At 59.3% G+C, this 20,831-nt stretch carries 23 protein-coding genes, 1 tRNA gene and 1 pseudogene; 17 read left to right on the top strand and 8 right to left on the bottom strand.

The features are described from left to right. Positions 1 to 94: 94 nt before the first annotated feature. Entirely contained in the window at positions 95 to 919 is an 825-nt protein-coding gene (locus J2X71_RS05110; protein WP_310379706.1) for a glycosyltransferase family 2 protein, read from the bottom strand. 285 nt (positions 920 to 1,204) lie between these two features. Here J2X71_RS05110 and J2X71_RS05105 point away from each other — a divergent pair, with 285 nt between their 5' ends. From J2X71_RS05105 to J2X71_RS05065, 9 genes are all read left to right on the top strand, one after another. Further along, positions 1,205 to 1,996, top strand: a complete 792-nt coding sequence (locus J2X71_RS05105) for an NAD(P)-dependent oxidoreductase (protein ID WP_310380081.1) — start codon at positions 1,205 to 1,207, stop codon at positions 1,994 to 1,996. Next, on the top strand, positions 1,989 to 2,768 hold the full coding sequence (locus J2X71_RS05100; RefSeq protein ID WP_310379704.1) for a glycosyltransferase family 2 protein: 780 nt from the start codon (positions 1,989 to 1,991) through the stop codon (positions 2,766 to 2,768). Before J2X71_RS05105 ends, J2X71_RS05100 begins: the two co-directional genes overlap by 8 nt. Beyond that, on the top strand, positions 2,768 to 3,961 hold the full coding sequence (locus J2X71_RS05095; protein WP_310379702.1) for a DegT/DnrJ/EryC1/StrS family aminotransferase: 1,194 nt from the start codon (positions 2,768 to 2,770) through the stop codon (positions 3,959 to 3,961). The genes J2X71_RS05100 and J2X71_RS05095 overlap by 1 nt, the downstream gene beginning before the upstream one ends. A 12-nt stretch (positions 3,962 to 3,973) precedes the next feature. Further along, the gene (gene gmd / locus J2X71_RS05090) at positions 3,974 to 5,050 is read left to right on the top strand and encodes a GDP-mannose 4,6-dehydratase (protein WP_310379700.1); all 1,077 of its coding nucleotides are present in this window, start codon (positions 3,974 to 3,976) and stop codon (positions 5,048 to 5,050) included. A gap of 3 nt (positions 5,051 to 5,053) precedes the next feature. Then, positions 5,054 to 5,998: a GDP-L-fucose synthase gene (locus J2X71_RS05085; RefSeq protein WP_310379698.1), complete on the top strand. Its 945-nt coding sequence runs from the start codon at positions 5,054 to 5,056 to the stop codon at positions 5,996 to 5,998. 204 nt (positions 5,999 to 6,202) lie between these two features. Further along, positions 6,203 to 6,982 carry a hypothetical protein gene (locus J2X71_RS05080; protein ID WP_310379695.1) on the top strand — a complete coding sequence of 260 codons (780 nt, stop codon included), beginning with the start codon at positions 6,203 to 6,205 and terminating at the stop codon, positions 6,980 to 6,982. An 83-nt stretch (positions 6,983 to 7,065) separates the two neighbouring features. Further along, the gene (locus tag J2X71_RS05075) at positions 7,066 to 8,256 is read left to right on the top strand and encodes a class I SAM-dependent methyltransferase (RefSeq protein ID WP_310380079.1); all 1,191 of its coding nucleotides are present in this window, start codon (positions 7,066 to 7,068) and stop codon (positions 8,254 to 8,256) included. Positions 8,257 to 8,276: 20 nt separating this feature from the next. Continuing rightward, positions 8,277 to 9,362 (top strand): NAD-dependent epimerase/dehydratase family protein, encoded by a 1,086-nt coding sequence (locus J2X71_RS05070; RefSeq protein ID WP_310379693.1) that lies wholly within the window; start codon positions 8,277 to 8,279, stop codon positions 9,360 to 9,362. A 6-nt stretch (positions 9,363 to 9,368) separates the two neighbouring features. After that, positions 9,369 to 10,229: a Gfo/Idh/MocA family oxidoreductase gene (locus J2X71_RS05065; protein ID WP_310379691.1), complete on the top strand. Its 861-nt coding sequence runs from the start codon at positions 9,369 to 9,371 to the stop codon at positions 10,227 to 10,229. Here J2X71_RS05065 and J2X71_RS05060 read toward each other — a convergent pair. Next, complete coding sequence (locus J2X71_RS05060) at positions 10,213 to 11,229, bottom strand: hypothetical protein (RefSeq protein ID WP_310379690.1); 1,017 nt, start codon at positions 11,227 to 11,229, stop codon at positions 10,213 to 10,215. The genes J2X71_RS05065 and J2X71_RS05060 overlap by 17 nt on opposite strands. A 143-nt stretch (positions 11,230 to 11,372) precedes the next feature. On the opposite strand from J2X71_RS05060, the pseudogene J2X71_RS05055 reads away from it, so the two are divergent. Both J2X71_RS05055 and J2X71_RS05050 read left to right on the top strand, forming a co-directional pair. Then, a pseudogene (locus tag J2X71_RS05055) lies at positions 11,373 to 11,485 on the top strand (transposase); the annotation flags it as partial. Positions 11,486 to 11,595: 110 nt separating this feature from the next. Then, positions 11,596 to 11,994: a hypothetical protein gene (locus J2X71_RS05050; protein ID WP_310379688.1), complete on the top strand. Its 399-nt coding sequence runs from the start codon at positions 11,596 to 11,598 to the stop codon at positions 11,992 to 11,994. A 21-nt stretch (positions 11,995 to 12,015) separates the two neighbouring features. On the opposite strand, the gene J2X71_RS05045 is transcribed toward J2X71_RS05050, so the two are convergent. Both J2X71_RS05045 and J2X71_RS05040 read right to left on the bottom strand, forming a co-directional pair. Beyond that, positions 12,016 to 12,189: a hypothetical protein gene (locus J2X71_RS05045; protein ID WP_310379686.1), complete on the bottom strand. Its 174-nt coding sequence runs from the start codon at positions 12,187 to 12,189 to the stop codon at positions 12,016 to 12,018. 146 nt (positions 12,190 to 12,335) lie between these two features. Beyond that, positions 12,336 to 12,422, bottom strand: a tRNA-Leu gene (locus J2X71_RS05040). A 169-nt stretch (positions 12,423 to 12,591) separates the two neighbouring features. On the opposite strand from J2X71_RS05040, the gene J2X71_RS05035 reads away from it, so the two are divergent. Beyond that, complete coding sequence (locus J2X71_RS05035) at positions 12,592 to 12,999, top strand: BA14K family protein (protein WP_310379684.1); 408 nt, start codon at positions 12,592 to 12,594, stop codon at positions 12,997 to 12,999. Between the two features lie 3 nt (positions 13,000 to 13,002). Here the strand turns inward: J2X71_RS05035 and J2X71_RS05030 are convergent, their stop codons facing one another. After that, complete coding sequence (locus J2X71_RS05030) at positions 13,003 to 13,296, bottom strand: SelT/SelW/SelH family protein (protein ID WP_007813273.1); 294 nt, start codon at positions 13,294 to 13,296, stop codon at positions 13,003 to 13,005. 185 nt (positions 13,297 to 13,481) lie between these two features. Here J2X71_RS05030 and J2X71_RS05025 point away from each other — a divergent pair, with 185 nt between their 5' ends. Continuing rightward, the gene (locus J2X71_RS05025; RefSeq protein ID WP_310380077.1) at positions 13,482 to 14,531 is read left to right on the top strand and encodes a GH25 family lysozyme; all 1,050 of its coding nucleotides are present in this window, start codon (positions 13,482 to 13,484) and stop codon (positions 14,529 to 14,531) included. A gap of 67 nt (positions 14,532 to 14,598) precedes the next feature. Here J2X71_RS05025 and lepA read toward each other — a convergent pair whose 3' ends face one another. Together lepA and tenA are read right to left on the bottom strand one after the other, a co-directional pair. After that, positions 14,599 to 16,431 (bottom strand): translation elongation factor 4, encoded by a 1,833-nt coding sequence (lepA, locus tag J2X71_RS05020; protein ID WP_037100640.1) that lies wholly within the window; start codon positions 16,429 to 16,431, stop codon positions 14,599 to 14,601. Positions 16,432 to 16,507: 76 nt separating this feature from the next. Next, positions 16,508 to 17,206 carry a thiaminase II gene (gene tenA, locus J2X71_RS05015; RefSeq protein WP_310379679.1) on the bottom strand — a complete coding sequence of 233 codons (699 nt, stop codon included), beginning with the start codon at positions 17,204 to 17,206 and terminating at the stop codon, positions 16,508 to 16,510. A gap of 130 nt (positions 17,207 to 17,336) precedes the next feature. On the opposite strand from tenA, the gene J2X71_RS05010 reads away from it, so the two are divergent. Together J2X71_RS05010 and J2X71_RS05005 are read left to right on the top strand one after the other, a co-directional pair. Continuing rightward, positions 17,337 to 17,906 carry an XRE family transcriptional regulator gene (locus J2X71_RS05010; RefSeq protein WP_310379677.1) on the top strand — a complete coding sequence of 190 codons (570 nt, stop codon included), beginning with the start codon at positions 17,337 to 17,339 and terminating at the stop codon, positions 17,904 to 17,906. Positions 17,907 to 17,935: 29 nt separating this feature from the next. Then, a complete protein-coding gene (locus J2X71_RS05005) occupies positions 17,936 to 18,454 on the top strand; it encodes a GNAT family N-acetyltransferase (protein ID WP_310379675.1) in 519 nt (172 codons plus the stop codon). Here the strand turns inward: J2X71_RS05005 and J2X71_RS05000 are convergent. Then, positions 18,436 to 19,062, bottom strand: coding sequence for an HAD-IA family hydrolase (locus tag J2X71_RS05000; RefSeq protein ID WP_310379673.1), 627 nt, complete (start codon positions 19,060 to 19,062; stop codon positions 18,436 to 18,438). The genes J2X71_RS05005 and J2X71_RS05000 overlap by 19 nt on opposite strands. A 153-nt stretch (positions 19,063 to 19,215) precedes the next feature. Between J2X71_RS05000 and J2X71_RS04995 the strand changes: the two genes are divergently transcribed. Together J2X71_RS04995 and recX are read left to right on the top strand one after the other, a co-directional pair. Beyond that, a complete protein-coding gene (locus tag J2X71_RS04995; protein ID WP_310379671.1) occupies positions 19,216 to 20,241 on the top strand; it encodes a histone deacetylase family protein in 1,026 nt (341 codons plus the stop codon). Positions 20,242 to 20,251: 10 nt separating this feature from the next. Continuing rightward, on the top strand, positions 20,252 to 20,803 hold the full coding sequence (gene recX, locus J2X71_RS04990; protein ID WP_310379669.1) for a recombination regulator RecX: 552 nt from the start codon (positions 20,252 to 20,254) through the stop codon (positions 20,801 to 20,803). Positions 20,804 to 20,831 lie beyond the last annotated feature (28 nt).

Raw genomic sequence — 20,831 nt, 5'->3', positions numbered from 1 at the left:
TCCCCGCGAGGTTATTGCCTGCAAGGCGAGATAGCTTGATCACCGTTCAATGAATTGACGGCGACTGCAACCAATCTTTTGGCCGCATCAATCTTCAACGAGCGGGCTGAAATGCCAATTGCGGCACTTCGCCACCAAGGATACGGTCGGCAAAGGACACGTTGGAGAGACCGTAGCGCTGATACAGCTCATTGTCCTGGTTGGCCCGAAACTCCGCCTGATCGGACGGCGAAGAGAAATATTTCCCAATCAAGAGCGGCAGGCGAACGGTTTTCAGGTTCTTTTGCTGGAACACATGCCAGAACAGTGCATCGCCGACCGATCTGATCAGGGATCCGTCGCCAAAGTAGCTCGGATAGTATTTCCCGACCATTTTCGGGCTCCAGAGTGTTGCCGGACCGAAAGTACCGCGCTCACCGGTACCCGATCCAAGCCTCAGGCGTTCACGCGGCTTCGGAGGCCAGTCCGGCGCAAATTCGGATGCCGTCAGTATCGGCGCTTTGAAAGGCTCATCGAGATGGGAATTATCAAAGCAGACCAGCCACTCGCCTCCAACCATTCCGGCGGAAGAAGCGCAAGCTGCTCCGACCAGGAGCTCGACCGCATTTGTGGCCAGGCGGTCGTCCATATTGAGGTTCATCACGAACAGTGAATTGCTCAATGCCACTGCCGCCGACCAGGCCTCGTAGATCGAGAGTGGCTGAGAGAAGACGTAACAGTCCGCGTCCAGCCATTCGGGCGGCATATCACCATTGTCGAAGATATAGATGATGCGCACGCCGACACTTTGTTGGCGCAGGTTTATGTAGTGCGACTTCAGCAGCTCGAACTTGTTGTTTTGACGGTGCCATACCGCACAGAACACGGTGACCAGCGCCGTCTCATTATCACTCTGCGTCCTTGCTTTAATAAAGTGCATGTCGGGCAATTCCTTTCGCGCAAGGTTCGCGCATGGCAGAGGCGGCATTGGTGTTAACCACGAAGGAGATGGCATGAGCCGGGCATTCGCGTCAATTGCCGTGGTTAGAAATCCTGGGGGCGGCCGCCCGGTCATCTGAAATCGGCATTTGAACGTGTTCGTTGTGTCGCGAAGAACGCGCGGCGACGGGAAATAAGGAAATTGGATGCAGCAGAAGCGCGATCTGACCTCTGCCAGCCGAAGGGTCTCTGCAGGGTGCTGCGCGGGCCATCGAGAGGGGCGTCCATGCGTTTCCTGATAACCGGGGCGGGCGGCATCCTGGGTAGGCATGTTATCAGGCATTTCGCTCAGTTTGCGCCAAGCGCAGATGTGATCGCCAACAAGGCGGACCTGACGAATCTGGATGCGACCCGAGCGGCAATCGCTGCCCTGCAGCCGATCGATAAGGTTGTTCATCTGGCGGCCCTGGTGCCGGTGGCATCAGTTAAGGCAGACCCGGCCCGCGCCTATGCCGTGAATGTCGGCGGCACGATCAATCTTCTCTCGGCGCTCGAGGGGCACCCGGCCACGTTCCTCTACTGCTCATCGAGCCATATCTATGCGCCGTCCCATCTGCCGATAACCGAGGACGCCGAAAAGGCGCCACCCTCTTTCTACGGACGGACAAAATGGGTGGCCGAGAGCGTTGCGTCCGACATTTGCGAGGCATCCGGCCGCACCTTTTGTGCGGCGCGTGTTTTCTCGATTCATGACCCAGCGCAAACTGGCTCGTTCCTTCGACCATCCATCGAGCGTCGGCTGGCAGAAGAGGACCTGAGCCAACCCTTCACGCTTCCGGGCGGTGACAGTGTCAGGGATTTTCTGCCGGCAGAAGATGCCGCAGAACTGGTCGTACGCCTTGCCCTTTCTTCCGCGACGGGGCCGGTCAATGTCGGCTCCGGGCGTGGCACAACCATTCGCGATTTCGTGCAGAGTTTCAGCCCCCGGCTCCTCGATATCAGGGCGACCGGCGGCTCCGACACCCTGGTCGCCGATATCTCAAGGCTTAGACAATTACTAGGAGACTCTGATGTCTGAGACTGTTTCCATTGTCATTCCGACCTTTAACAGAGCCGGAATGCTGCCTGTCGCTATTGACAGCGCCTTGAACCAAACGAAAGCGTGCGAGGTTATCGTCGTCGACCACGGCTCCACCGACGATACGCCGAAAGTTGCCGAGGCTTACGGTGACCGCATCCTCTACATCCGCCGCGAGCGCGATTTCGGGCCGCATTTCTGCTGGCTGGAAGGCGCGTTGCACGCCAGCGGTGAATTCGTTCACCTGCAATATGACGACGACTGGATCGCGCCAACCTTCATCGAGGCGTGCCTTGCGGTCATCACGCCGGAAACCGGCTTCGCCTTCAGCGGCGCTGACGTGACGGATGGTCCTGGCCTGCCCATCAAGCTTCGCCAGTTTATGGACTGGCTGCCCGCAACCGGCACCTATCCGGTCGATGCCATCGAAAGACAGATTCTCGGCTCGCTGATCTCGCCCGGCGCGGCGCTCTATCGCCGACAGATCCTCATCGATGCACTTTATCCGGGTCGGTTGCCGCTTCAGATAAACGAATATCGCGGCGTCGGCCCGGATGCTTTCGTCTCATTGCTTTCGATGCTGCGCTATCCAGCGGTCGGCTACGTCCGTGAACCGCTCGCTTTCTTCCGCTTTCACGAGGGGTCTATCACCATCGACGCCTTTGCATCCGGCGAGAAGACCGCACGGTTGCGCGCCGCTTATGCAGAAGTAACCCGCCACTATCTCGAAATGAAAGTGATGCGCGCTGTGCGTATCAGGGAGGCATCGTAATGACTGTAGGGCGTCCAATCCGCTTAGTTACTCAAGATCGTCCAATCCGCCTTGCAGAGGAAACCATCGATCAGGGTGAACTCGAGGCCCTCTCCGAGTGGATGCTTGCAGGCAACCGCCTGACCAAGGCTGAGCAGACGCTCGCCTTCGAGCAGGAATTCGCTGCCTGGATGGACTGCCGCCACGCGGTTTATGTCAACTCCGGGTCGTCGGCGAACCTGTTGATGATCGCCGCGCTCAAGGAAGCAGGCCGCCTGCGCAATAACAAGGCGATCGCTGCCGGCGTCAGCTGGGTCACCACGGTTTCACCACTGCTCCAGCTCGGCTTCGATGTACGCCTCTGCGATTGCGATTCGAAGTCGCTGGGCATCGACCTCAATCATCTGGAAGACCTTTGCCGCACGGATCCGCCGGCACTGCTGATCATCGTCCACGTTCTCGGCCATGCCGGCGACATGGATGCCATCCGCGATATTTGCCAGCGCTATGATGTCATCCTGCTGGAAGATGCCTGCGAGGCCCTCGGTTCGACCTACAAGGGTCGCAAGCTGGGCGCGATCGGCGCTGCTGGCAGTTTCTCCTTCTATTACGGCCACCACATCTCGACGATCGAGGGTGGCATGGTCGTCACCGACGATGCCGACCTGCATCAGCTGATGCTTTCTCTGCGTTCGCACGGCTGGAGCCGCGATCTCAAGCCCGAACTGCGCCAATCTCTGGCGGAGCAGAACGGCGTCGATGAGTTCAAGAATCTCTACACCTTCTACCATGCCGGCTATAACTTGCGCTCCACCGACCTCCAGGCATTCCTCGGCCGGTCGCAGCTCAAGAAGCTTGACCAGATCGTCGAACGCCGCCGCATCAATTTCGACCTCTACCGCAAGGCGTTGCCGGACTTCTTCTCCCAGTCGGGTGATACGGAGGTTCTGTCGTCCTTCGCCTACGGCACCTTCATCGAGAACCGGCTGGAAACCTACAAGCACATCAATGCGCTCGACATTGAATGCCGGCCGTTGATCTGCGGCAACATCGCGCGCCATCCCTTCTGGCTCCGCGACCATCCGCGGCTTGTCCTTCCGAACGCCGACAAGGTGCATGACTACGGCATCTATCTGCCGAACCACCATAATCTGAATGAAGCGGACATTGCGCGCGTGGCCGACGCCTTCGCCTCTGTTGCCCGCCCCTGCTAAGAGCGAAGACACATGACGAATACGGCTCCAAAGCGCGCTCTGATCACGGGCGTAACCGGACAGGACGGTTCCTATCTTGCGGAGCTGCTGCTCTCCAAGGGTTATCAGGTCCACGGCATCAAGCGCCGATCATCGAGTTTCAACTCGGCGCGCGTCGATCACCTCTATGAAGACGTGCATGAGGTCGATCGCCGCTTCACGATGCACTATGGCGACATGACCGATTCCACCAACCTGATCCGCCTGATTCAGGAAGTGCAGCCGGACGAGATCTATAACCTGGCCGCCCAGTCTCACGTCCATGTGAGCTTCGAGACGCCTGAATATACGGCTAACGCCGACGGCATGGGTACGCTGCGCATCCTGGAAGCCCTGCGTATCCTGCGCATGGACAAGACGCGTTTCTATCAGGCCTCGACCTCCGAGCTCTACGGCAAGGTGGTGGAGACGCCTCAGAAGGAGACAACTCCCTTCTACCCGCGTTCGCCCTATGGTGTCGCCAAGCTCTACGCATACTGGATCACGGTCAACTACCGCGAATCCTACGGAATCCACGCCTCGAACGGCATTCTCTTCAACCACGAGAGCCCGCGTCGCGGTGAAACCTTCGTGACCCGCAAGATCACCCGCGCCGTGGCTGCCATTGCCGCCGGCGACCAGGATCGCCTCTATCTCGGCAATCTGGATTCCATGCGTGACTGGGGCCATGCCCGTGACTATGTCGAGGGCATGTGGCGGATATTGCAGCAGGATAAGCCGGATGACTACGTGCTGGCGACTGGGCGTACCGTCAGCGTGCGCGAGTTTGTGGATACGGCTTTCCGGGTCGCAGGCATGGATATAGAATGGCACGGTAAGGGCGTGGATGAGCGCGGTTACATCCGCGGCACCGATCGCTGCCTGATCGAAGTCGATCCGCGCTATTTCCGTCCGACGGAGGTCGACCTCCTGCTTGGCGATCCCAGCAAGGCCGAGAGAGAACTCGGATGGCGCGCCACAACGACGCTTGAGGAAATGATCGTGGAAATGGTCAATTCCGATATCCGGGAACATGCTGCAAACTCGGTTCATCAGCGAGACAAGGACTGACGGATGAACCCTGTTTTTCAGATTGAGGGAAAACGGATCTGGGTCGCCGGTCATCGCGGCATGGCCGGCTCGGCCCTGGTCCGGGTGCTCTCGCAGCTGAGTTGCGAGGTGCTGACCGCACCTCGCAGTGAGGTCGATCTCACCGATCAGGCCGCGACGCGGCGTTGGGTGATGGACAACAAGCCGGATGTCGTCATCGTGGCGGCAGCACGGGTGGGCGGCATTGCCGCCAACAGCGCCTCGCCGGTCGCCTTTCTCTATGACAACCTCATGATTGAGGCCAACATCATCGAAGCAGCCGCGCGCGCCGACGTGAGCAAGCTTCTGCTGCTCGGCTCCACCTGCATCTATCCGCGAGACGCCGAACAGCCGATCCGCGAGGAAGCGCTGCTGACCGGTCCGCTCGAAAAGACCAACGAGTGGTATGCCATTGCCAAGATTGCCGGCATCAAGCTTTGCCAGGCTTATCGCCAGGAGCAGGGACGCGATTTCATATCGGCTCAGCCCACCAATCTCTACGGTCCCGGCGACAATTACGACCTGGAAACAAGCCATGTGCTGCCAGCCCTGATCCGCAAGGCCCATGAGGCCAAGGTGAATGGTGCGCAATCCCTGACGATCTGGGGCAGCGGTACTCCGTTGCGGGAATTCCTGCACGTGGATGATCTTGCCGAGGCCGTCATCTTCCTGCTGCGCAATTATTCCGGTCCGGTGCCGATCAATATCGGTTCAGGTGAGGAATTGTCGATTGCCGAGCTTGCCCGCCTCGTGAGCAAGACGATCGGCTTCGATGGTTCGCTCACTTTCGACACCACGCGGCCGGATGGGATGCCGCGTAAACTTGCCGATCTTCGCCGTCTGCGTGAACTCGGCTGGAACAATGCCCGTCCGCTGATGACCGGTCTCAAGCAAACCTATCAAAGTTTCCTGAATACGCGCGACAATTGAGTGGTGCGGAACCAGCGAACTGACGCAGGCCTGGACCAAAAGAACCAGTCGAGTTGACTAGGACAACACCCGGGAAAGCTTAACACCATGAAAATATGCCTCCTGATAACAACGTATAGGCGCGATATCCAGCTGGTACGCCTGCTTTCCCAAATCATGGATCTGCGAAGCAAATATACCGGCTCCGCCGTCTTCGAGACAGCGGTGACGGACTCCGAACTCGACAACGCCGCCAGACACATTCTCGAGCCGCTTTGTGATCTCTATGTAACCAACAAGGGGTCCGGCTTCGACGACAACCTGTTTCACTTTTACGCCGACCATGCTCGGAACTACGACTTCATCTTCAGCATAGGCGATGGCGACGTTTTCAGCTGCGGTCAGGTGAATCCGCTCGATCTGCTGGAACTCGCTGCCAGGCAGCAGCACGATGTCGTTCTGTTCAATCATTGCGAATACAGATCGGCAGACATGCTCGCGACCGAGCTGACATATACGCTGTCGCCGCCATTCTATACCAATCCCAAGCTGATGGACGAGCCGGAAGCGTTTCGCAGGCACTTCCTCGGCCACGTTCCCCGACATGTCGGCCTTCTGTACCGGAGCAGCTTCATCATCGAAAATCTCGGGAAGCTTGCTGCCTTCCGAAACACGCTGCATCTCTATGCCGTGCCTTTCCTGCTGGCGCTCGAGAAGAACAGGGCGATGTTCTTCGACTATCCCTTGAATTACTTCGCCGCGGATATGACCAGCGACGGCGCCCAGGAGGATTGGGCGAACGTATTCATGGGCCTGTATCGCTTCCTTCTTGCCACGAAAGCCATCCTGTCGCCGGCAAGCTTCGCAATCACGAAGCAGGGCTTCATGGCCAACTATCTCAATGACCGTTCCTGGCTGCGCGGATCTCTGTCCCAGAGTGTTCCGAGCGAGGCGCAAATATTGCGAGAGTTGGATGGGGCGCTCGAAAGCCTCCCACAAGCTTAAATCTCTAGAAACATTTTGTCGTTCTACGCCTCAAGCTGAAGACTTCGGTGTGGTTTAACAAAGCCAATGATCAAGGATTCCCAATGTCAAAGTGTTGTTCTCTGTGTCATGGGCAGATTTTGAACAAGTTTCTGGATTTGGGGCGCCAGCCCCTCGCGAACAAATATCCAAAGCCGAGTGATTTTCAGGAGGAGAAGTTCTTCCCGCTCGAGGTGTTCTTTTGCGAGACCTGCAAGAATGTTCAACTTGGCGAGATGGTCCCGCGATCCCTCATGTTCGAGGATTATTATTACCTGAGTTCGGTCAATGGGGGCCTGGTCCGCCATTTTGAAGCCCTCGCCGAGGAGCTGAAGGAGGCGAAATTCGTCGTCGATGTGGGCTCCAACGATGGCGTGTTGCTGCGTCCACTCAAAGGTCTCGGAGTTCGGGCACTGGGGGTCGAACCTTCGGTCAATGTCTCCAAGCTCGCCAATGACGAGGGGCTGGAAACGCTCTGCGCCTTCTTCGAGGAAACCTCGGCACGGCAGGTGCTGGACAGCCACGGCCCGGCGGATGTGATCGTCGCTAGCAGCGTCTTCACGCATCTCGACGCACCAGCTCAGTTCATCCGCGCAGCGGACATCCTGCTGGCCAAAGACGGCAAGCTGGTGATCGAAGTCGAGTATATCCTTAACATGATCAGCCAGGTGCAGTTCGAGCGATTCTACCTCGACCGGATCTTCTACTACTCGATCTCGTCGATGAAGGAGCTGTTCGGCAAGCACGGCATGGTGATCACCGGGGTTGAGCCTGTGGCCCAGCACGGCGGCTCCCTTCGGTTCACATTGATGCGCGACGCGGCCGGCACCGAGGCCCCGGAGTTGGAGGAGCTAATTGCGACCGAGCTGAAGGTGCTGAACACTGTGGCACTGACAGATTTTGGCCAGCGCTGCCGCGATCTGACCGACAAGCTGGTCGCTGGCCTGAAACGCTGGCGGGAAGAGGGCATCAAGGTGGCAGGCTACGGCGCGCCTGCCCGGCTTTCGACCATCACCAACTTTGGTGGCATCGACAGCGAACTGCTGCCGTTCACGATTGATGACAGCCCGCTGAAACAGGGGCGCACCTCGCCCGGCGCGCATATTCCGGTTGTGGCTGCCTCTGAACTTGAGACCTATCAGCCCGAAGTGCTGGTGGTCTTCGCCTACGAATACATCGATGACATTCGGAAAAAGACTGGCAATGCGTATGACTACTACATGCCAATTCCGCTTGTTGAGCTCAAAGCTTCCTGATCACTGGAATGGGGAAAGAAATGTCGAAAGAAATTCAACGTATTGTCGAGCGCCTCGGTGCTGATGCCCATCGGTTTTCCGGAAAGACTGTCCTGCTGGCAGGGGGTGCGGGTTTCCTTGGGAAGCACTTCCTCAAGGTGTTTCAGAAGCTGAATAACGATGTGCTGGACAAGCCCTGCTCGGTCATCTCGGTGGATAACTACATCACCGGCACCAAGAACCTCGATGAAAGCATCGTGCGCGATCCCAACATCATGCAGGTCTGGGCCGATGTGACCCATCCGCTGCCCGTGCGCGAAGATATCGACTTCATCATCCAAGCTGCGGGCATCGCCTCACCCGTTTTCTATATGCGCTATCCGCTCGAGACCATCGAGAGCGCGGTGCATGGCACCCGCAACCTCTTGGATCTGGCTTCACGCAACAAGAACCTCGAGGGCTTCCTGTTCTTCAGTTCCTCCGAGATCTACGGCGATCCTGACCCGCGCGCGGTGCCGATCAAGGAAGACTACCACGGCAACGTTTCGACTGTTGGGCCGCGCGCCTGCTACGACGAATCCAAACGCCTGGGCGAGACGCTCTGCACGATCTATAACGAGCACCACGGCGTGCCGGCAAAGATCGTGCGCCCGTTCAACGTCTTTGGTCCCGGCATGGGCCACAACGACCGCCGCGTGATCCCTATGTTCACCTATCAGGCGCTCAATGGCCGTACGATCCCGGTCCATGGCACCGGCCTGCAAACGCGCACCTTCTGCTACATCACCGACGCCATTTACGGCTTCCTGATGACGCTGCTCGAGGGCAAGCGCGGCGAGGCCTACAACATCGGCAACCCGGACAACGAAATCTCAATGATCAAGCTGGCGGAGATGTATCCCAAGCTGCTGCCGGGCGCCTCCTTCACCAGAATCGACTATCCGGACACCTATCCGGCGGGAGAACCCAACCGTCGCTGCCCGGATATCACCAAGGCGCGGGAAACCTTTGGCTATACCTCTGAGGTGGATGTCGAAGATGGTCTGGCGCGCTTCATCGACTGGGCTCGCCATGAGCAGAACTATATCGATTTCGAGCCCGAAGCGACGCTCAAAAAGGCCGGATAACGATACGTGGTAACACTGGGTCTCATCGGGCGGGGTGCCTGGGCGCGCATCATTGGCGCCACTCTGGACAGCCTGCCCGAAGTGCGCTGGGTGCCGCTCACCGGCCCCGGCGCTTCTGTTGATGGCGTCATCATCGCCAACAGGAGCAAAGACCACGTGTCCTCGGCCCTCCCCTTCGTAGAGGCGGGGGTGCCGTGCTTTATTGAAAAACCTCTGGCCACATGCCTCAAGGACTTCTTGCGCCTCAAGGCGGCGGCTGGTGCAGCGGGCGGCCCCGTCTTTGCGGGGCACCTGCACCGGTTCAACCCGGCCGCAGAGGCCTTTTGTGCGGCCTTGCCAGAGATCGGCCCGATCCAATCGGCAACTTCGCTCTGCGCCAATGGCAAGCCGCGCGACGATACGTCCGTGATCTGGGATTGGTTGCCACATCCGCTCTCGCTGGCAGTACGGATCTTCGGCGCTCCGGCAGAGCGCGCCACGGCCCGATCACTTGAAGGCGGAGCGCGCTCGCTTCGCGTGGCTGCGCAATTGTCCTACGAAGGGCGACCTTTCGACCTTGAGGCTAGCTGGCTATCGCCTGATCCAGCCTTTCGGATCACGGCCACGGGCACCAAGGGACGCCTCATCTTTGATGACAAAGCCGCGCAGAAAGTCACGTTCATACGCGACGGCAACAGTGTCGCCCTTAGCTATGATCCAGAGCTGCCTCTAACCCGCGAACTGCGCGCCTTTGTCGAGTTGATCCGTGGCGTGCGCGACAACCCCTCCCCGCTAGACGCGGCAGAGGACGTGCTGCGCAACCTGGATGCCATCGAACGCTCCGCAGCAGCAGAGGGCGCCCCGGTCGCGATCAATTGGCCGGATTGAGGTGTCGGTAGATCTGCGTGAGGATTTCCTGAACGCGCGTGTCCAGATGGCCGGCTGCCATGGCCGCCTCGTGACGCGCGAGTACACCGGCCTCGCCCTGCATGCGGAAATGTGCATTCGCTGCCTCCACGATGGCCTGCGGGGCCTCCACATCGCTCGGCTCGAAGTAGAACAGATGCTCCTGCAAAGAGGCCAGGGCTGGAAGGTCTCTCAGGCTGGCCGGAAGGATCGGCACCCCCCCGGTGATCAGCGCATCAAAGACACGGATCGGCAGATCGCCGCGAACCGGGATGATCCAATGGCTCATATGGGCCGCCCATTCGTCCAACCGGTCCAGCTCTGTGCGGTCATGATACGTCCGCCCCGCCGGACCGACGTGTTTGAAATGCGTGTTCAGCCTCTGGAGCAGCGCATTGCGCTCGGGGAATTGCGGATAGAGGATATGCCGCCCAAGGGGTTCCGGATCACGCGTGGCAGCCAGTAGGCGATCGCGATATTCGCTGAGATAGGCGCGTGACCACTGGATGACCGCTGCACTCACGGGGCTTCCCATCGCCTTGGTCACCTGCGCGTAAGTCTCATTGTGGTGCGGATGGCACGGCACGTAAAAGTCGGACAGAGCCGCAAAATTCAGGGACGCCGCAACGTCATGATGATTGTCGAAATCCCAGATGCAGACATGGGCACGCGGCTCGTTGACAAACATGCCCACGTATTTCTGCCCAGCCTGAGCGATATCATTGTTGTTCAGTATGTAGATAGTGTCGGGCTCGAACTGTTCGATGGCCTTCAGGTTCACCAACGAGATCTGGTCGGTCTTCTCGGCCTTGCTAAAAATCCCCTCGCTTAACCGAACCCGGGTTTGCGGGCGCAGTTTCATGCCTTCAGAAAAGGCCTTTCGGCGGATTTCCTTCTGCACGTTCAACTGTTCAATCTGCTCGCTTGCGGATGTCATGTCAGGTTTGTTTCGCTCTAGTTTATCTTGAAATTTTTTTAACAATTTATGGTTAAATCTTCCTAAATTGTTGGTGAACTAGTCCGGCCATCGGGACGCTTTTCTCTCCAAGGGGGTGGGCTTTGACCCGCTCCCCTGAAAAAGTCCGCGGTTGACGTTAGCCTGTTCCTCGAACGAGGAGACAGACAATGCGAAAGAGCCGATTCAGCGAAGAGCAATCATAGTTATCCTGAAAGAACACCAGGCCGGGATGGGAGCCAAGGAGCTGTGTCGCAAGCATGGCATCAGCGACCGTACGTTCATCATGCCATTGGTCATCGGTGGTCTTTCCGTCAGGTTGGTCTTCAACAACCCAACCCTATCGGAAAACACTGATGGCCGCCCGCAAACCCAATTACCCGCTACAGCGCTATGAAAAGCGCGCGGGCAATCGGCTTTGCTACCTCCCGCCACCTACCCCACCTGCTGGGACACGATCTTCTCGTCGATGCGGAACTGGATATGTGGCTTACGGCCAGGCGCATTTTGTCAGATATGGCGGAGCGCACCGATGAGTATTTCCTCGTTTCCGGCCGGAAGTTTACGCTCCGGGAGCTTATGGCGGTGATCGAAGAGGAAAGCGGCAGAATGCTGAACATCTCCTGGGGCGCAAGATCCTACAATCAAGGGGAGGTCATGGACTCCTACACGGATGGTCCGGTTCTTCCCGGCTGGTCGCACAAGGTGACTTTGGAAGAGGCGTTCGCGACCTGCTTCAGCGCTCTCGTCGGTGAGTTGGAAGCAAATGGTGACGATGCCGAGCGGCAGTGACGTTCGCCAGGATCGAGGCGCTTAAAGAATCCGGTCGATCTTATGCTGGATGTGCAGATTGGGCATCAAACCAGCCGTATGCGCGGCGCGATAAGCATTGCGCGCAGCATCGAACGTCACGCCCCACATGATGGCGCTGAGAAGAAACGCGATGATGTAAACTTGAATGCGCATGATTCCATCAGAATGCGGCATATCGGCATTTATGTGGCAGTGCCAAGCGTCGCTCGAGATCAAATTATTGTCGGTGAATAAAGACGCAGAAAACGACCACCACAACGGTGGGCACAGATAACAGGAAGAACCTGTATCTGTTTGATCTCATTAAAGATCAATGGGAATGGTGCCCAGAAGAGGACTCGAACCTCCACACCCTTTCGGGTACCAGCACCTGAAGCTGGCGCGTCTACCAATTCCGCCATCTGGGCGACGGAGAGCCATGTACGGGGGTCGCTCTTTGCTGTCAACAGGGTTTTTAAAGTTTTCCTGACAGCCTGTGAAAAAGCTTCACGAAGCTGTGGTCGCACGCCACGGCTCAGTGGATGGCATGGCCTGTTTCTCCGCCCTATATAAGGGGATATTGGAAAGGAACGCGCCATGTTCGACCTTCGCCCCGCTCTTCTTGCCGGTTTTCTTGCCGCAGTGCCGTTGGCCGGGGCCAATGCCGCCTCGCCGTCGCTTGGGCCTATCAATACGCAGTCGACGATCTGCGATTATCGTGGCTGCTTCGGCTTCGGTCCGCAGCAGTGGCATCGCCCAGCCTACGTGCAGCCGAACTATCGCCCGCCGAATGCCGCCGGTCCAAAATATTACCAGCCGCCCGGACAATTGCCGCCGCGGCTGACCTACGATCCGCCGCAGGCACCACGCGTGCAGCCTTCGGCAGATAATCAGGCCCGCCATCAGCAATGGTGCCGGAACGAATACCGGTCCTACAATCCGCGCACCGATCGCTTCCTGACCTATGAAGGCATCTACAAGACCTGCAACTCGCCCTATAATTGAGCGTCAGCTCTCCAGCGAAGCGCGGTCGGTATGGCCGAGGTCGCGGTCGGGCTCGATGATGTCCCGCACGCGCTGCTTGAGTTCCTTCGGCCCCGGAAAACCGCCGTCGCGCTTGCGCTCCCAGATCAGATCGCCGTTGACGCGGATTTCGAAATTGCCGCCGGTGCCGGGAATGAGCGCCACCTCGCCAAGGCTGTCTGTAAACGTCTGCAGCAGTTCCTGCGCCATCCAGGCGGCGCGTAGCAGCCAGTTGCACTGGGTGCAGTAGAGGATCGTCACACGGGCTTTCTCGGTCATGGGAATCTCCTTTTATCTGAGGGATCTAGACGCTCGCAAAAGGCGCTGCAATGTGCCCGCTGCCGAATCAGCGGACCGAAAGTTCGGATTCAGTCTTTTTTGATAATTTTCCGTTAGCTATTCCGGATTGGTGTCTTCGCAGAATGGCAGAAGCGCCCTGGTTCTTGTTTTGCGTAACGGTGCTCATGCGTTCCACGGCTATCCCAGCGATCCTCGTTGCCTGCCTCGCTCTGGCGGGCTGCTCGTCGGCTTCCGGTCCGGAAAGTCTTTCAGCCGGCGTCACTTCGAAGCCTTCGAAGGAAATCACCGCTTCCGTTACCCCGCCGCCGGCACCTGTGCCGCAGGCAACACTCGCTGCAACTGAAACGGACGATGCAATGCCGCAGGCAAGCCTCGCCTGGGAAGCGCCCGTGCCGGAGTCCCGCGCCTTCTCGGCAGTGACGCCTTCAGCCACATCGCAGCCGGGTATGCCGGTTCCGAGCGAACGCCCCGTCGAATTTGCCATGGCGGCAGCACCTGCCATCGAACCGCCGACGCGCGGCCGCTCGCGCGTCTATGGCTACGGTTTCCGCGATGCCAAGCCGATCAACTTCGGCAAGATCTCTCCGCGCAAGCTCGCCGTCCACGGCGTCGACGTCTCGCGCTGGCAAGGGGACATCGATTGGGAGACACTGAGGACCCGCGGCGCCAACTTCGCCTTCATCAAGGCGACCGATGGCGGCGACCATCTGGACCCGATGTTCAAGACCAATTGGCGGCGCGCCAAGGAAGCCGGCATCAAGCGCGGCGCCTATCACTTCTTCTACTGGTGCCGCACGGCCGGTGAACAGGCTGACTGGTTCATCCGTAACGTCCCGCGTGATCCGGATGCGCTGCCGCCTGTCATTGACGTGGAGTGGAACGGCGAATCGAGCTGCAAGGTGAAGCTTTCGCGCGCCCGTGTCCTGGAAAAAATGCAGGTCTTCATGGAAAAGATCGAGCGCCATTACGGTAAGCGCCCGATCATCTATACGGCCCCGGATTTCTACGCGGACAATCTCGAAGGCGCCTTCCAGAACTATCATTTCTGGCTGCGAGCAGTCGCCGAGCATCCTTCGAAGGTCTATCCGAACCGCAAATGGCTCTTCTGGCAATATTCCGGTTCGGGCCTGTCGCATGGTGTCGAAGGCCGCATCGACCTCAATGTCTTCCGCGGCAGCGAGGACGAATGGCACCGCTGGGTGGCCGGGCTTTAAGACGCAAAAGGCTGGCTCGATGGCCAGCCTTTCGTTCATATTTTGGGCTGAATCCGGATAGCTTAACCTACTCGTCGCCCATCTTCAGCGCAGCAATAAATGCTTCCTGCGGGATTTCCACCTTGCCGAACTGGCGCATCCGCTTTTTGCCGGCCTTCTGCTTGTCGAGCAGCTTGCGCTTGCGGGTAGCGTCGCCGCCGTAGCATTTTGCGGTCACGTCCTTGCGCAGTGCCGAGATCGTCTCGCGGGCAATCACGTTGCCGCCGATCGCGGCTTGGATCGGGATCTTGAACATGTGCTTCGGGATCAGCTCCTTGAGCTTCTCGCACATGTCGCGGCCGCGCTTTTCGGCGGCCGTCCGGTGCACCATCATCGACAGAGCGTCGACCGGCTCGCCGTTAACGAGAATCGACATCTTCACGAGGTTGCCCTCGCGATGGTCGGTGAGCGTGTAGTCGAAGGAGGCATAGCCCTTCGAGATTGATTTCAGCCGGTCATAGAAATCGAAGACGACTTCGTTGAGCGGCAGGTCGTAGGTCAGCATCGCGCGCGTACCGACATAGGTGAGCTCGATCTGGATGCCGCGCCGGTCCTGACAGAGCTTCAGGATGCCGCCGAGATAATCGTCCGGCGTCAGGATCGTCGCGCGGATCCACGGTTCGTGGATTTCCGAGATCTTGACGACATCGGGCATGTCGGCCGGGTTGTGCAGCTCGCGCTCCGTGCCGTCGGTCATGTACATCTTGTAGACGACGGACGGTGCGGTTGCGATGAGGTCGAGATCGAACTCGCGCTCCAGCCGTTCCTGGATGATTTCGAGATGCAGAAGGCCAAGGAAGCCGCAACGGAAACCGAAGCCGAGGGCAGCAGACGATTCCATTTCGAAGGAGAAGGAAGCGTCGTTGAGGCGAAGCTTGCCCATGGCGGCGCGCAGATCCTCGAAATCGGCCGCGTCGACCGGGAAGAGACCGCAGAACACCACTGGCTGCGCCGGCTTGAAGCCCGGCAGCGCTTCAGCCGTCGGCCGCTTGTCCTCGGTGATTGTATCGCCGACGCGGGTATCGGCCACTTCCTTGATCGAAGCGGTGATGAAGCCGATTTCGCCGGGGCCGAGGCTGTCGACATTGACCATCTTCGGTGTCAGCACGCCGACGCGCTCCACCTGGTATTTCGCATCCGTGCCCATCATTCGCACGGTCTGGCCCTTGGTCAGCACACCGTCGATGACGCGCACCAGAACCATGACGCCGAGATAGGTATCGTACCAGCTGTCGACGAGCAGCGCCTTCAGCGGCGCCTTTTCGCCGCCCGGGCTCTTCGGCGCCGGCAGCTTGTGGACGATCGCTTCCAGCACATCGGGAATGCCGAGGCCGGTCTTGGCCGAGATCAGCACGGCTTCCGACGCATCGATGCCGATCACTTCCTCGATCTGTTCCTTGATGCGGTCGGGTTCGGCGGCCGGCAGGTCGATCTTGTTGAGAACGGTTACGATCTCATGGTTGTTGTCGATCGCCTGGTAGACGTTGGCGAGCGTCTGCGCCTCCACGCCCTGCGAGGCGTCGACGACAAGCAGCGAACCCTCGCAGGCCGACAACGAACGAGAGACTTCATAGGCGAAGTCGACGTGGCCGGGTGTGTCGATGAGGTTGAGAATGTATTTCTCGCCGTTATTCGCCTGGTAGTGCAGGCGCACGGTCTGTGCCTTGATGGTGATGCCGCGCTCGCGCTCGATATCCATGTTGTCGAGCACCTGCTCGGACATTTCGCGCTCGGCGAGGCCGCCCGTCGTCTGGATCAGGCGGTCAGCAAGCGTCGATTTGCCGTGGTCGATGTGGGCCACGATCGAGAAGTTGCGGATATGGGATAGCGGAGTCGTCGAATTGGTGCTCATGCGCGCCATATAGCAGCGCGCAGATCGCCCGCAAAGCGGTAATTATACCGGGGTTTACCCTATTTTGCAGACTGTGGCGTGTGGCTCAGACCGGCCAGGTCTCCAGCCGCCAGGCCGAATCCCAGAACATCCATTCATATTGGGAGGCGCGCACGAAAACCTCCATCATCTGCTGGTGCTCCACCGGCGAGGCGGCGCGGGCGGCAATGTCAGTCAGCGCGATCACTTCGCGCGCGCCGGCTGCAAATTGCGGATCGCCATAGGTGTTGATCCAGGCCTGGAACACATTGCCCTCGATCGCCGGCCTGCTCTTGATGCCTTCCCCGACATGCCAATAGATCCAGAAGCAGGGCAGGATCGCCGAAAGTGCCACCGCATAGGAGCTGTGATAGGCCGTCGCCAACAGGAAATTCGTATAGGCAAAGCACGAGGGCGAGGGCTCTGCCGCCGTCACATCCGCGCTCGAAATCCCGAACTGCGTCAGGAAACCCGCATGCAGACCCTGCTCGACGGTGATCGCCTTCTGCGCCGACCCGAGAAAGCGCAGCACCTGCGCATTGTCGGGCGCCTTGGCCGCGACGATCGCAAGGCAGCGGGCATAGTGCTTCAGGTAGATCGCATCCTGCAGGATGTAATGGCGGAAAACCTCCGCCGGCAGCGTACCGTCAGAGAGACGTTCCAGCAGCGGCAATCGCTCGATCTCGGCCATGATGGGCTTAATCCGGTCCCAGGCGGATGTCGTGAAGCTTGCCGCCGTCTCAGTGCCTTGCGTGGTTCCGTCCATGCTGCTCTCCGCTCGTGAATGCCGCTGCCATATATCGACGGCGCGATGGTGAAAGCAAGGCGGCTCGCGGGGACTTGATTCCATCATCGGATCCTCTATTTCTCTTATAGTGGAAATTCGGATTCGGATAATGGAACAGGAACTCGAGCAGGCAATCGGCCTCCGCATTCGCACGCTGCGGACGAAAAAGGGGCTGACACTGGATGATCTCGCTACTGCTTCCGGCGTGAGCCGCGCGATGATCTCCCGGATCGAGCGCGCAGAAGCGAGCCCAACGGCCTCGCTGTTGGCGAGGGTCTGCGCCGCGCTCGGCCTGTCGCTTTCAGAGTTTTTTGCCGATGAAGGGCAGGAAGCGTCGCCGCTCTCGCGTCGTCAGGACCAGCAGATCTGGCGCGATCCGGAAACCGGCTATATGCGCCGCGCCGTCTCGCCGCCGGGCACAGCCTCGGATGTCGATATCGTTGATGTCGAATTTCCGGCTGGCGCACGGGTCAGCTTCCCGCCGCATGCCGCCAGCCGCGGCATGACACAGCACGTCTGGCTCTTCGATGGTGAGTTGGAAATGACCGTCGGCGAGACCGTCCATCGCCTCAAGCCGGGCGACTGTCTCTTCATGCCGGTCGGCGACGGCCATGTCTTTCACAATCCGGGTCACGCGCCGGCACGCTATTGTGTCGTGCTGGACCGCGGCGACCGTTAATTCACACGCTCATTTACAGGGGACCTATCATGCCGACCATCCGCCTTCTCTCCGCCGCCGAGGCACACGCGGCGATTCCCGACCTCTGCGACGTGCTTGCCGATTGCGTCAATGGCGGCGCCTCGGTCGGTTTCATGCAGCCCTATACACCTGCGGATGCTGAACCCTATTGGCGCGGCGTCGCCGAAGCCGTGGCCGATGGCGCCACTCTGCTCTTCGGCGCCGAAATGGATGACAAAATAATCGGCACCGTCCAGGTCGGCGCTTCGCAGATGCCGAACCAGCCGCACCGCGGCGATCTGAAGAAGCTGCTTGTTCACCGCTCCGCTCGCGGCCATGGTTTGGCGCGCCTGCTGATGGACATGGCCGAACGGGAAGCGGCCCGTCGCGGCAAGACGATTCTCGTCCTCGACACGGCAACCGGCAGCGATGCTGAAGCCATCTACCCACGTCTCGGCTGGGAGCGGGTCGGCGTCATTCCCGATTATGCGCTCTGGCCTGAAGGTGGCCTGTGCGCCACCACCTTCTTTTACAAGCGCGTGGCCTGATCGCGTTGTGTAAAGGTGTCTATCGCGTCGGCCAGTCTTGAAGCCGGCGTCCAATGCAGAGCCTTCCAGCCGAAATCCTTGGCCGCCACGATATTCTCCTCGACATCGTCGATGAAGCCGATGTCATCAGGGGCAGCGCCAACGTCTTGCGTCGCAAGCCGGAAGAAATCGCTGAAAGGCTTTCGCGCGCCAAGTGCGGCAGAATAGAACATGCCGTCGAAAAGCGCGCCGAGCCCCAGCACGTCACGCAGGTAAGCCGCGCGCTGGTGTTCCTGGTTAGTGGCGAGGTAAAGAAGCGTGCCCTTGTCCTTTAGGCGGGCGAGATCGTCGAGCAGCTGCCGGTCGAGGCGGGAGTCGTTTTCGAACCAGTAGTCGAGCAAGGTCTGGGCGTTAAGATGCGGTGCGATCCGGCCGAGAACCTCCGTCAGGCGGGGTTCGATCGGCTCCTGGCCGGTGACGATGCCGACCCAGTAAGGCTTGAAGAATTCCTGTTGAAGCAACGGCGCAGGCAGACCTAGGTCGCGCTCGAGATAAGTGAAGAGCGGCAGACCATCCGCCGGCCGTCCGTGAACCAGCACGCCATCGACATCGACCATCAGGATTTTCATCGGGCTTAATCTCTTGAGGAAAAGGGACGCATTCTGAAATCGGGTTGAACGTGGCGTCATCTGCAGTGGCGATCAAGGCGTGTTCAGCGCTTTTTTCTTTAGACGGGCCTGTGTAAGGCTTGAGTCTGACAGACTGATTTGCGGAGGACACTCGTGCGCGTCATCTATTCCGAAGACCACAAGCTGCGTGATGCGAAGACGGAGCTGCATGATGGCCAGCTCGTGACGCCTTTCGAGGCGCCGTTCCGGGCGGAATGGATTCTCGCCGCGGTGAGGGAGGCGGGCTTTTCGGATGTCGTCGCCCCCGAACCGCACGGTCTCGAAACGGCGCGCAAGGTGCATGATCCGGCCTATCTGGAGTTCCTGGCGACAGTGTGGGATCGCTGGGTGGCGGCAGGATATAAGGGCGAGGCGATCGCCAATTCCTTCCCCATCCGCCGCACTAGCCAGCGCATACCGGAAAACATCGTCGGCGCGATCGGCCATTATGCGAATGCCGCCGACACATCCATCACCAAGGGCTCTTATGAGGCGGCTGTTGCCTCCATGCGCTGCGCGATGACAGGTTCGGACTGGCTGAATGCCGGCCACCGCTTCGCCTTCGCGCTCTGCCGCCCGCCGGGCCATCACGCGGGCATCGATCTCTTCGGCGGCTATTGCTTCATCAATAATTCCGGCGTGGCGGCCCAGCGTCTGCTGGATCATGGCGCCAGGAAGGTTGCCGTGCTTGATGTCGATTTCCATCATGGCAATGGCACGCAGGATCTCTTCTATCGTCGCAGTGATGTCTTCACCGCCTCGCTGCATGGTGATCCCATCCACGCCTTTCCCTATTTCCTCGGTCATGCCGATGAAGCCGGCGAAGGGCAGGGCGAGGGCGCCAACCGCAATTACCCGATGGCGCCCGGCACCAGTTTCGATACCTGGTCGGCAGCTCTTGCCGATGCGCTTTTCCGCATCAAGGCCTTCGGTGCGGAAGCTATCGTCGTGGCGCTTGGCGTCGATACGTTCGAGCGCGATCCGATCTCTTTCTTCAAGCTGAAATCGGAGGACTTCATTCGCATGGGCGAGCTGATCTCAGCCGCCGGCCTGCCGGTCGTCACCTGCATGGAGGGCGGCTACGGAGTGCCGGAGATCGGCCTCAATGTCGCCAATGTGCTCAAGGGTCTGGAAGTCTGATCTCCTCCTGATGACCGACGAGACCGTTCCATCCGATATCCCGACGCCCCGCATGCTGAGCTGGGCACGCAACTCGACCATCTATCGTCTCGAGCGGCGCATGATGACGGAAAAGCAGCTCTTTGACGCCATCACCCGCAAGGCGAAGGAGAAATTCGAGGACATCAGCGCAGCGCAGATCAAGGCTGTCGCCGATTTCGCCGTCAAATTTGCCTATGACAACAAGGCGATCGACGATAGCGCCTATGCTGAAATCAGCACGCGTTCCGCCGTGCGCAGCGGCAAGTCGAAGCGCGCCATTGCCCAGAAGCTTGCGGTCAAAGGCGTCTCTAGCGACAAGGTGGAGGCAGCACTCGAAGAGGCTGACGATCTCTATGCCGCGGCGATATTCGCCCGCAAACGCGCCTTCGGCCCGTTCCGCCGCGTCGAGCTTGATGAAAAACGAAAGGCAAAGGAGCTCTCCGCCTTCGCCCGCAACGGCTTCAGCTTCGAGATCGGCAAGAAGATCTTCGACATGAGCTTCGAAGAGGCCGAAGAGGTGATGCTCTCAGGCCGCCTCTGATATCGCATCAAGCCTTTTGCTGTCCCTA

The sequence above is a fragment of the Rhizobium sp. 1399 genome (assembly GCF_031455475.1).
In the GTDB taxonomy this organism is placed as follows: Bacteria; Pseudomonadota; Alphaproteobacteria; order Rhizobiales; family Rhizobiaceae; genus Rhizobium.
Note: the sequence above shows the minus strand (reverse complement) of the source record. Positions and strands in the feature narration are given on the sequence as shown.

Excerpts from the sequence above, each read along its gene's own strand:
- J2X71_RS05110 (WP_310379706.1), bottom strand. The coding sequence starts at position 919 with ATGCACTTTATTAAAGCAAGGACGCAGAGTGATAATGAGACGGCGCTG.
- J2X71_RS05105 (WP_310380081.1), top strand. The coding sequence starts at position 1,205 with ATGCGTTTCCTGATAACCGGGGCGGGCGGCATCCTGGGTAGGCATGTT.
- J2X71_RS05100 (WP_310379704.1), top strand. The coding sequence starts at position 1,989 with ATGTCTGAGACTGTTTCCATTGTCATTCCGACCTTTAACAGAGCCGGA.
- J2X71_RS05095 (WP_310379702.1), top strand. The coding sequence starts at position 2,768 with ATGACTGTAGGGCGTCCAATCCGCTTAGTTACTCAAGATCGTCCAATC.
- gmd (WP_310379700.1), top strand. The coding sequence starts at position 3,974 with ATGACGAATACGGCTCCAAAGCGCGCTCTGATCACGGGCGTAACCGGA.
- J2X71_RS05085 (WP_310379698.1), top strand. The coding sequence starts at position 5,054 with ATGAACCCTGTTTTTCAGATTGAGGGAAAACGGATCTGGGTCGCCGGT.
- J2X71_RS05075 (WP_310380079.1), top strand. The coding sequence starts at position 7,066 with ATGTCAAAGTGTTGTTCTCTGTGTCATGGGCAGATTTTGAACAAGTTT.
- J2X71_RS05070 (WP_310379693.1), top strand. The coding sequence starts at position 8,277 with ATGTCGAAAGAAATTCAACGTATTGTCGAGCGCCTCGGTGCTGATGCC.
- J2X71_RS05050 (WP_310379688.1), top strand. The coding sequence starts at position 11,596 with ATGAAAAGCGCGCGGGCAATCGGCTTTGCTACCTCCCGCCACCTACCC.
- J2X71_RS05045 (WP_310379686.1), bottom strand. The coding sequence starts at position 12,189 with ATGCCGCATTCTGATGGAATCATGCGCATTCAAGTTTACATCATCGCG.
- J2X71_RS05035 (WP_310379684.1), top strand. The coding sequence starts at position 12,592 with ATGTTCGACCTTCGCCCCGCTCTTCTTGCCGGTTTTCTTGCCGCAGTG.
- J2X71_RS05030 (WP_007813273.1), bottom strand. The coding sequence starts at position 13,296 with ATGACCGAGAAAGCCCGTGTGACGATCCTCTACTGCACCCAGTGCAAC.
- J2X71_RS05025 (WP_310380077.1), top strand. The coding sequence starts at position 13,482 with ATGCGTTCCACGGCTATCCCAGCGATCCTCGTTGCCTGCCTCGCTCTG.
- lepA (WP_037100640.1), bottom strand. The coding sequence starts at position 16,431 with ATGGCGCGCATGAGCACCAATTCGACGACTCCGCTATCCCATATCCGC.
- tenA (WP_310379679.1), bottom strand. The coding sequence starts at position 17,206 with ATGGACGGAACCACGCAAGGCACTGAGACGGCGGCAAGCTTCACGACA.
- J2X71_RS05010 (WP_310379677.1), top strand. The coding sequence starts at position 17,337 with ATGGAACAGGAACTCGAGCAGGCAATCGGCCTCCGCATTCGCACGCTG.
- J2X71_RS05005 (WP_310379675.1), top strand. The coding sequence starts at position 17,936 with ATGCCGACCATCCGCCTTCTCTCCGCCGCCGAGGCACACGCGGCGATT.
- J2X71_RS05000 (WP_310379673.1), bottom strand. The coding sequence starts at position 19,062 with ATGAAAATCCTGATGGTCGATGTCGATGGCGTGCTGGTTCACGGACGG.
- recX (WP_310379669.1), top strand. The coding sequence starts at position 20,252 with ATGACCGACGAGACCGTTCCATCCGATATCCCGACGCCCCGCATGCTG.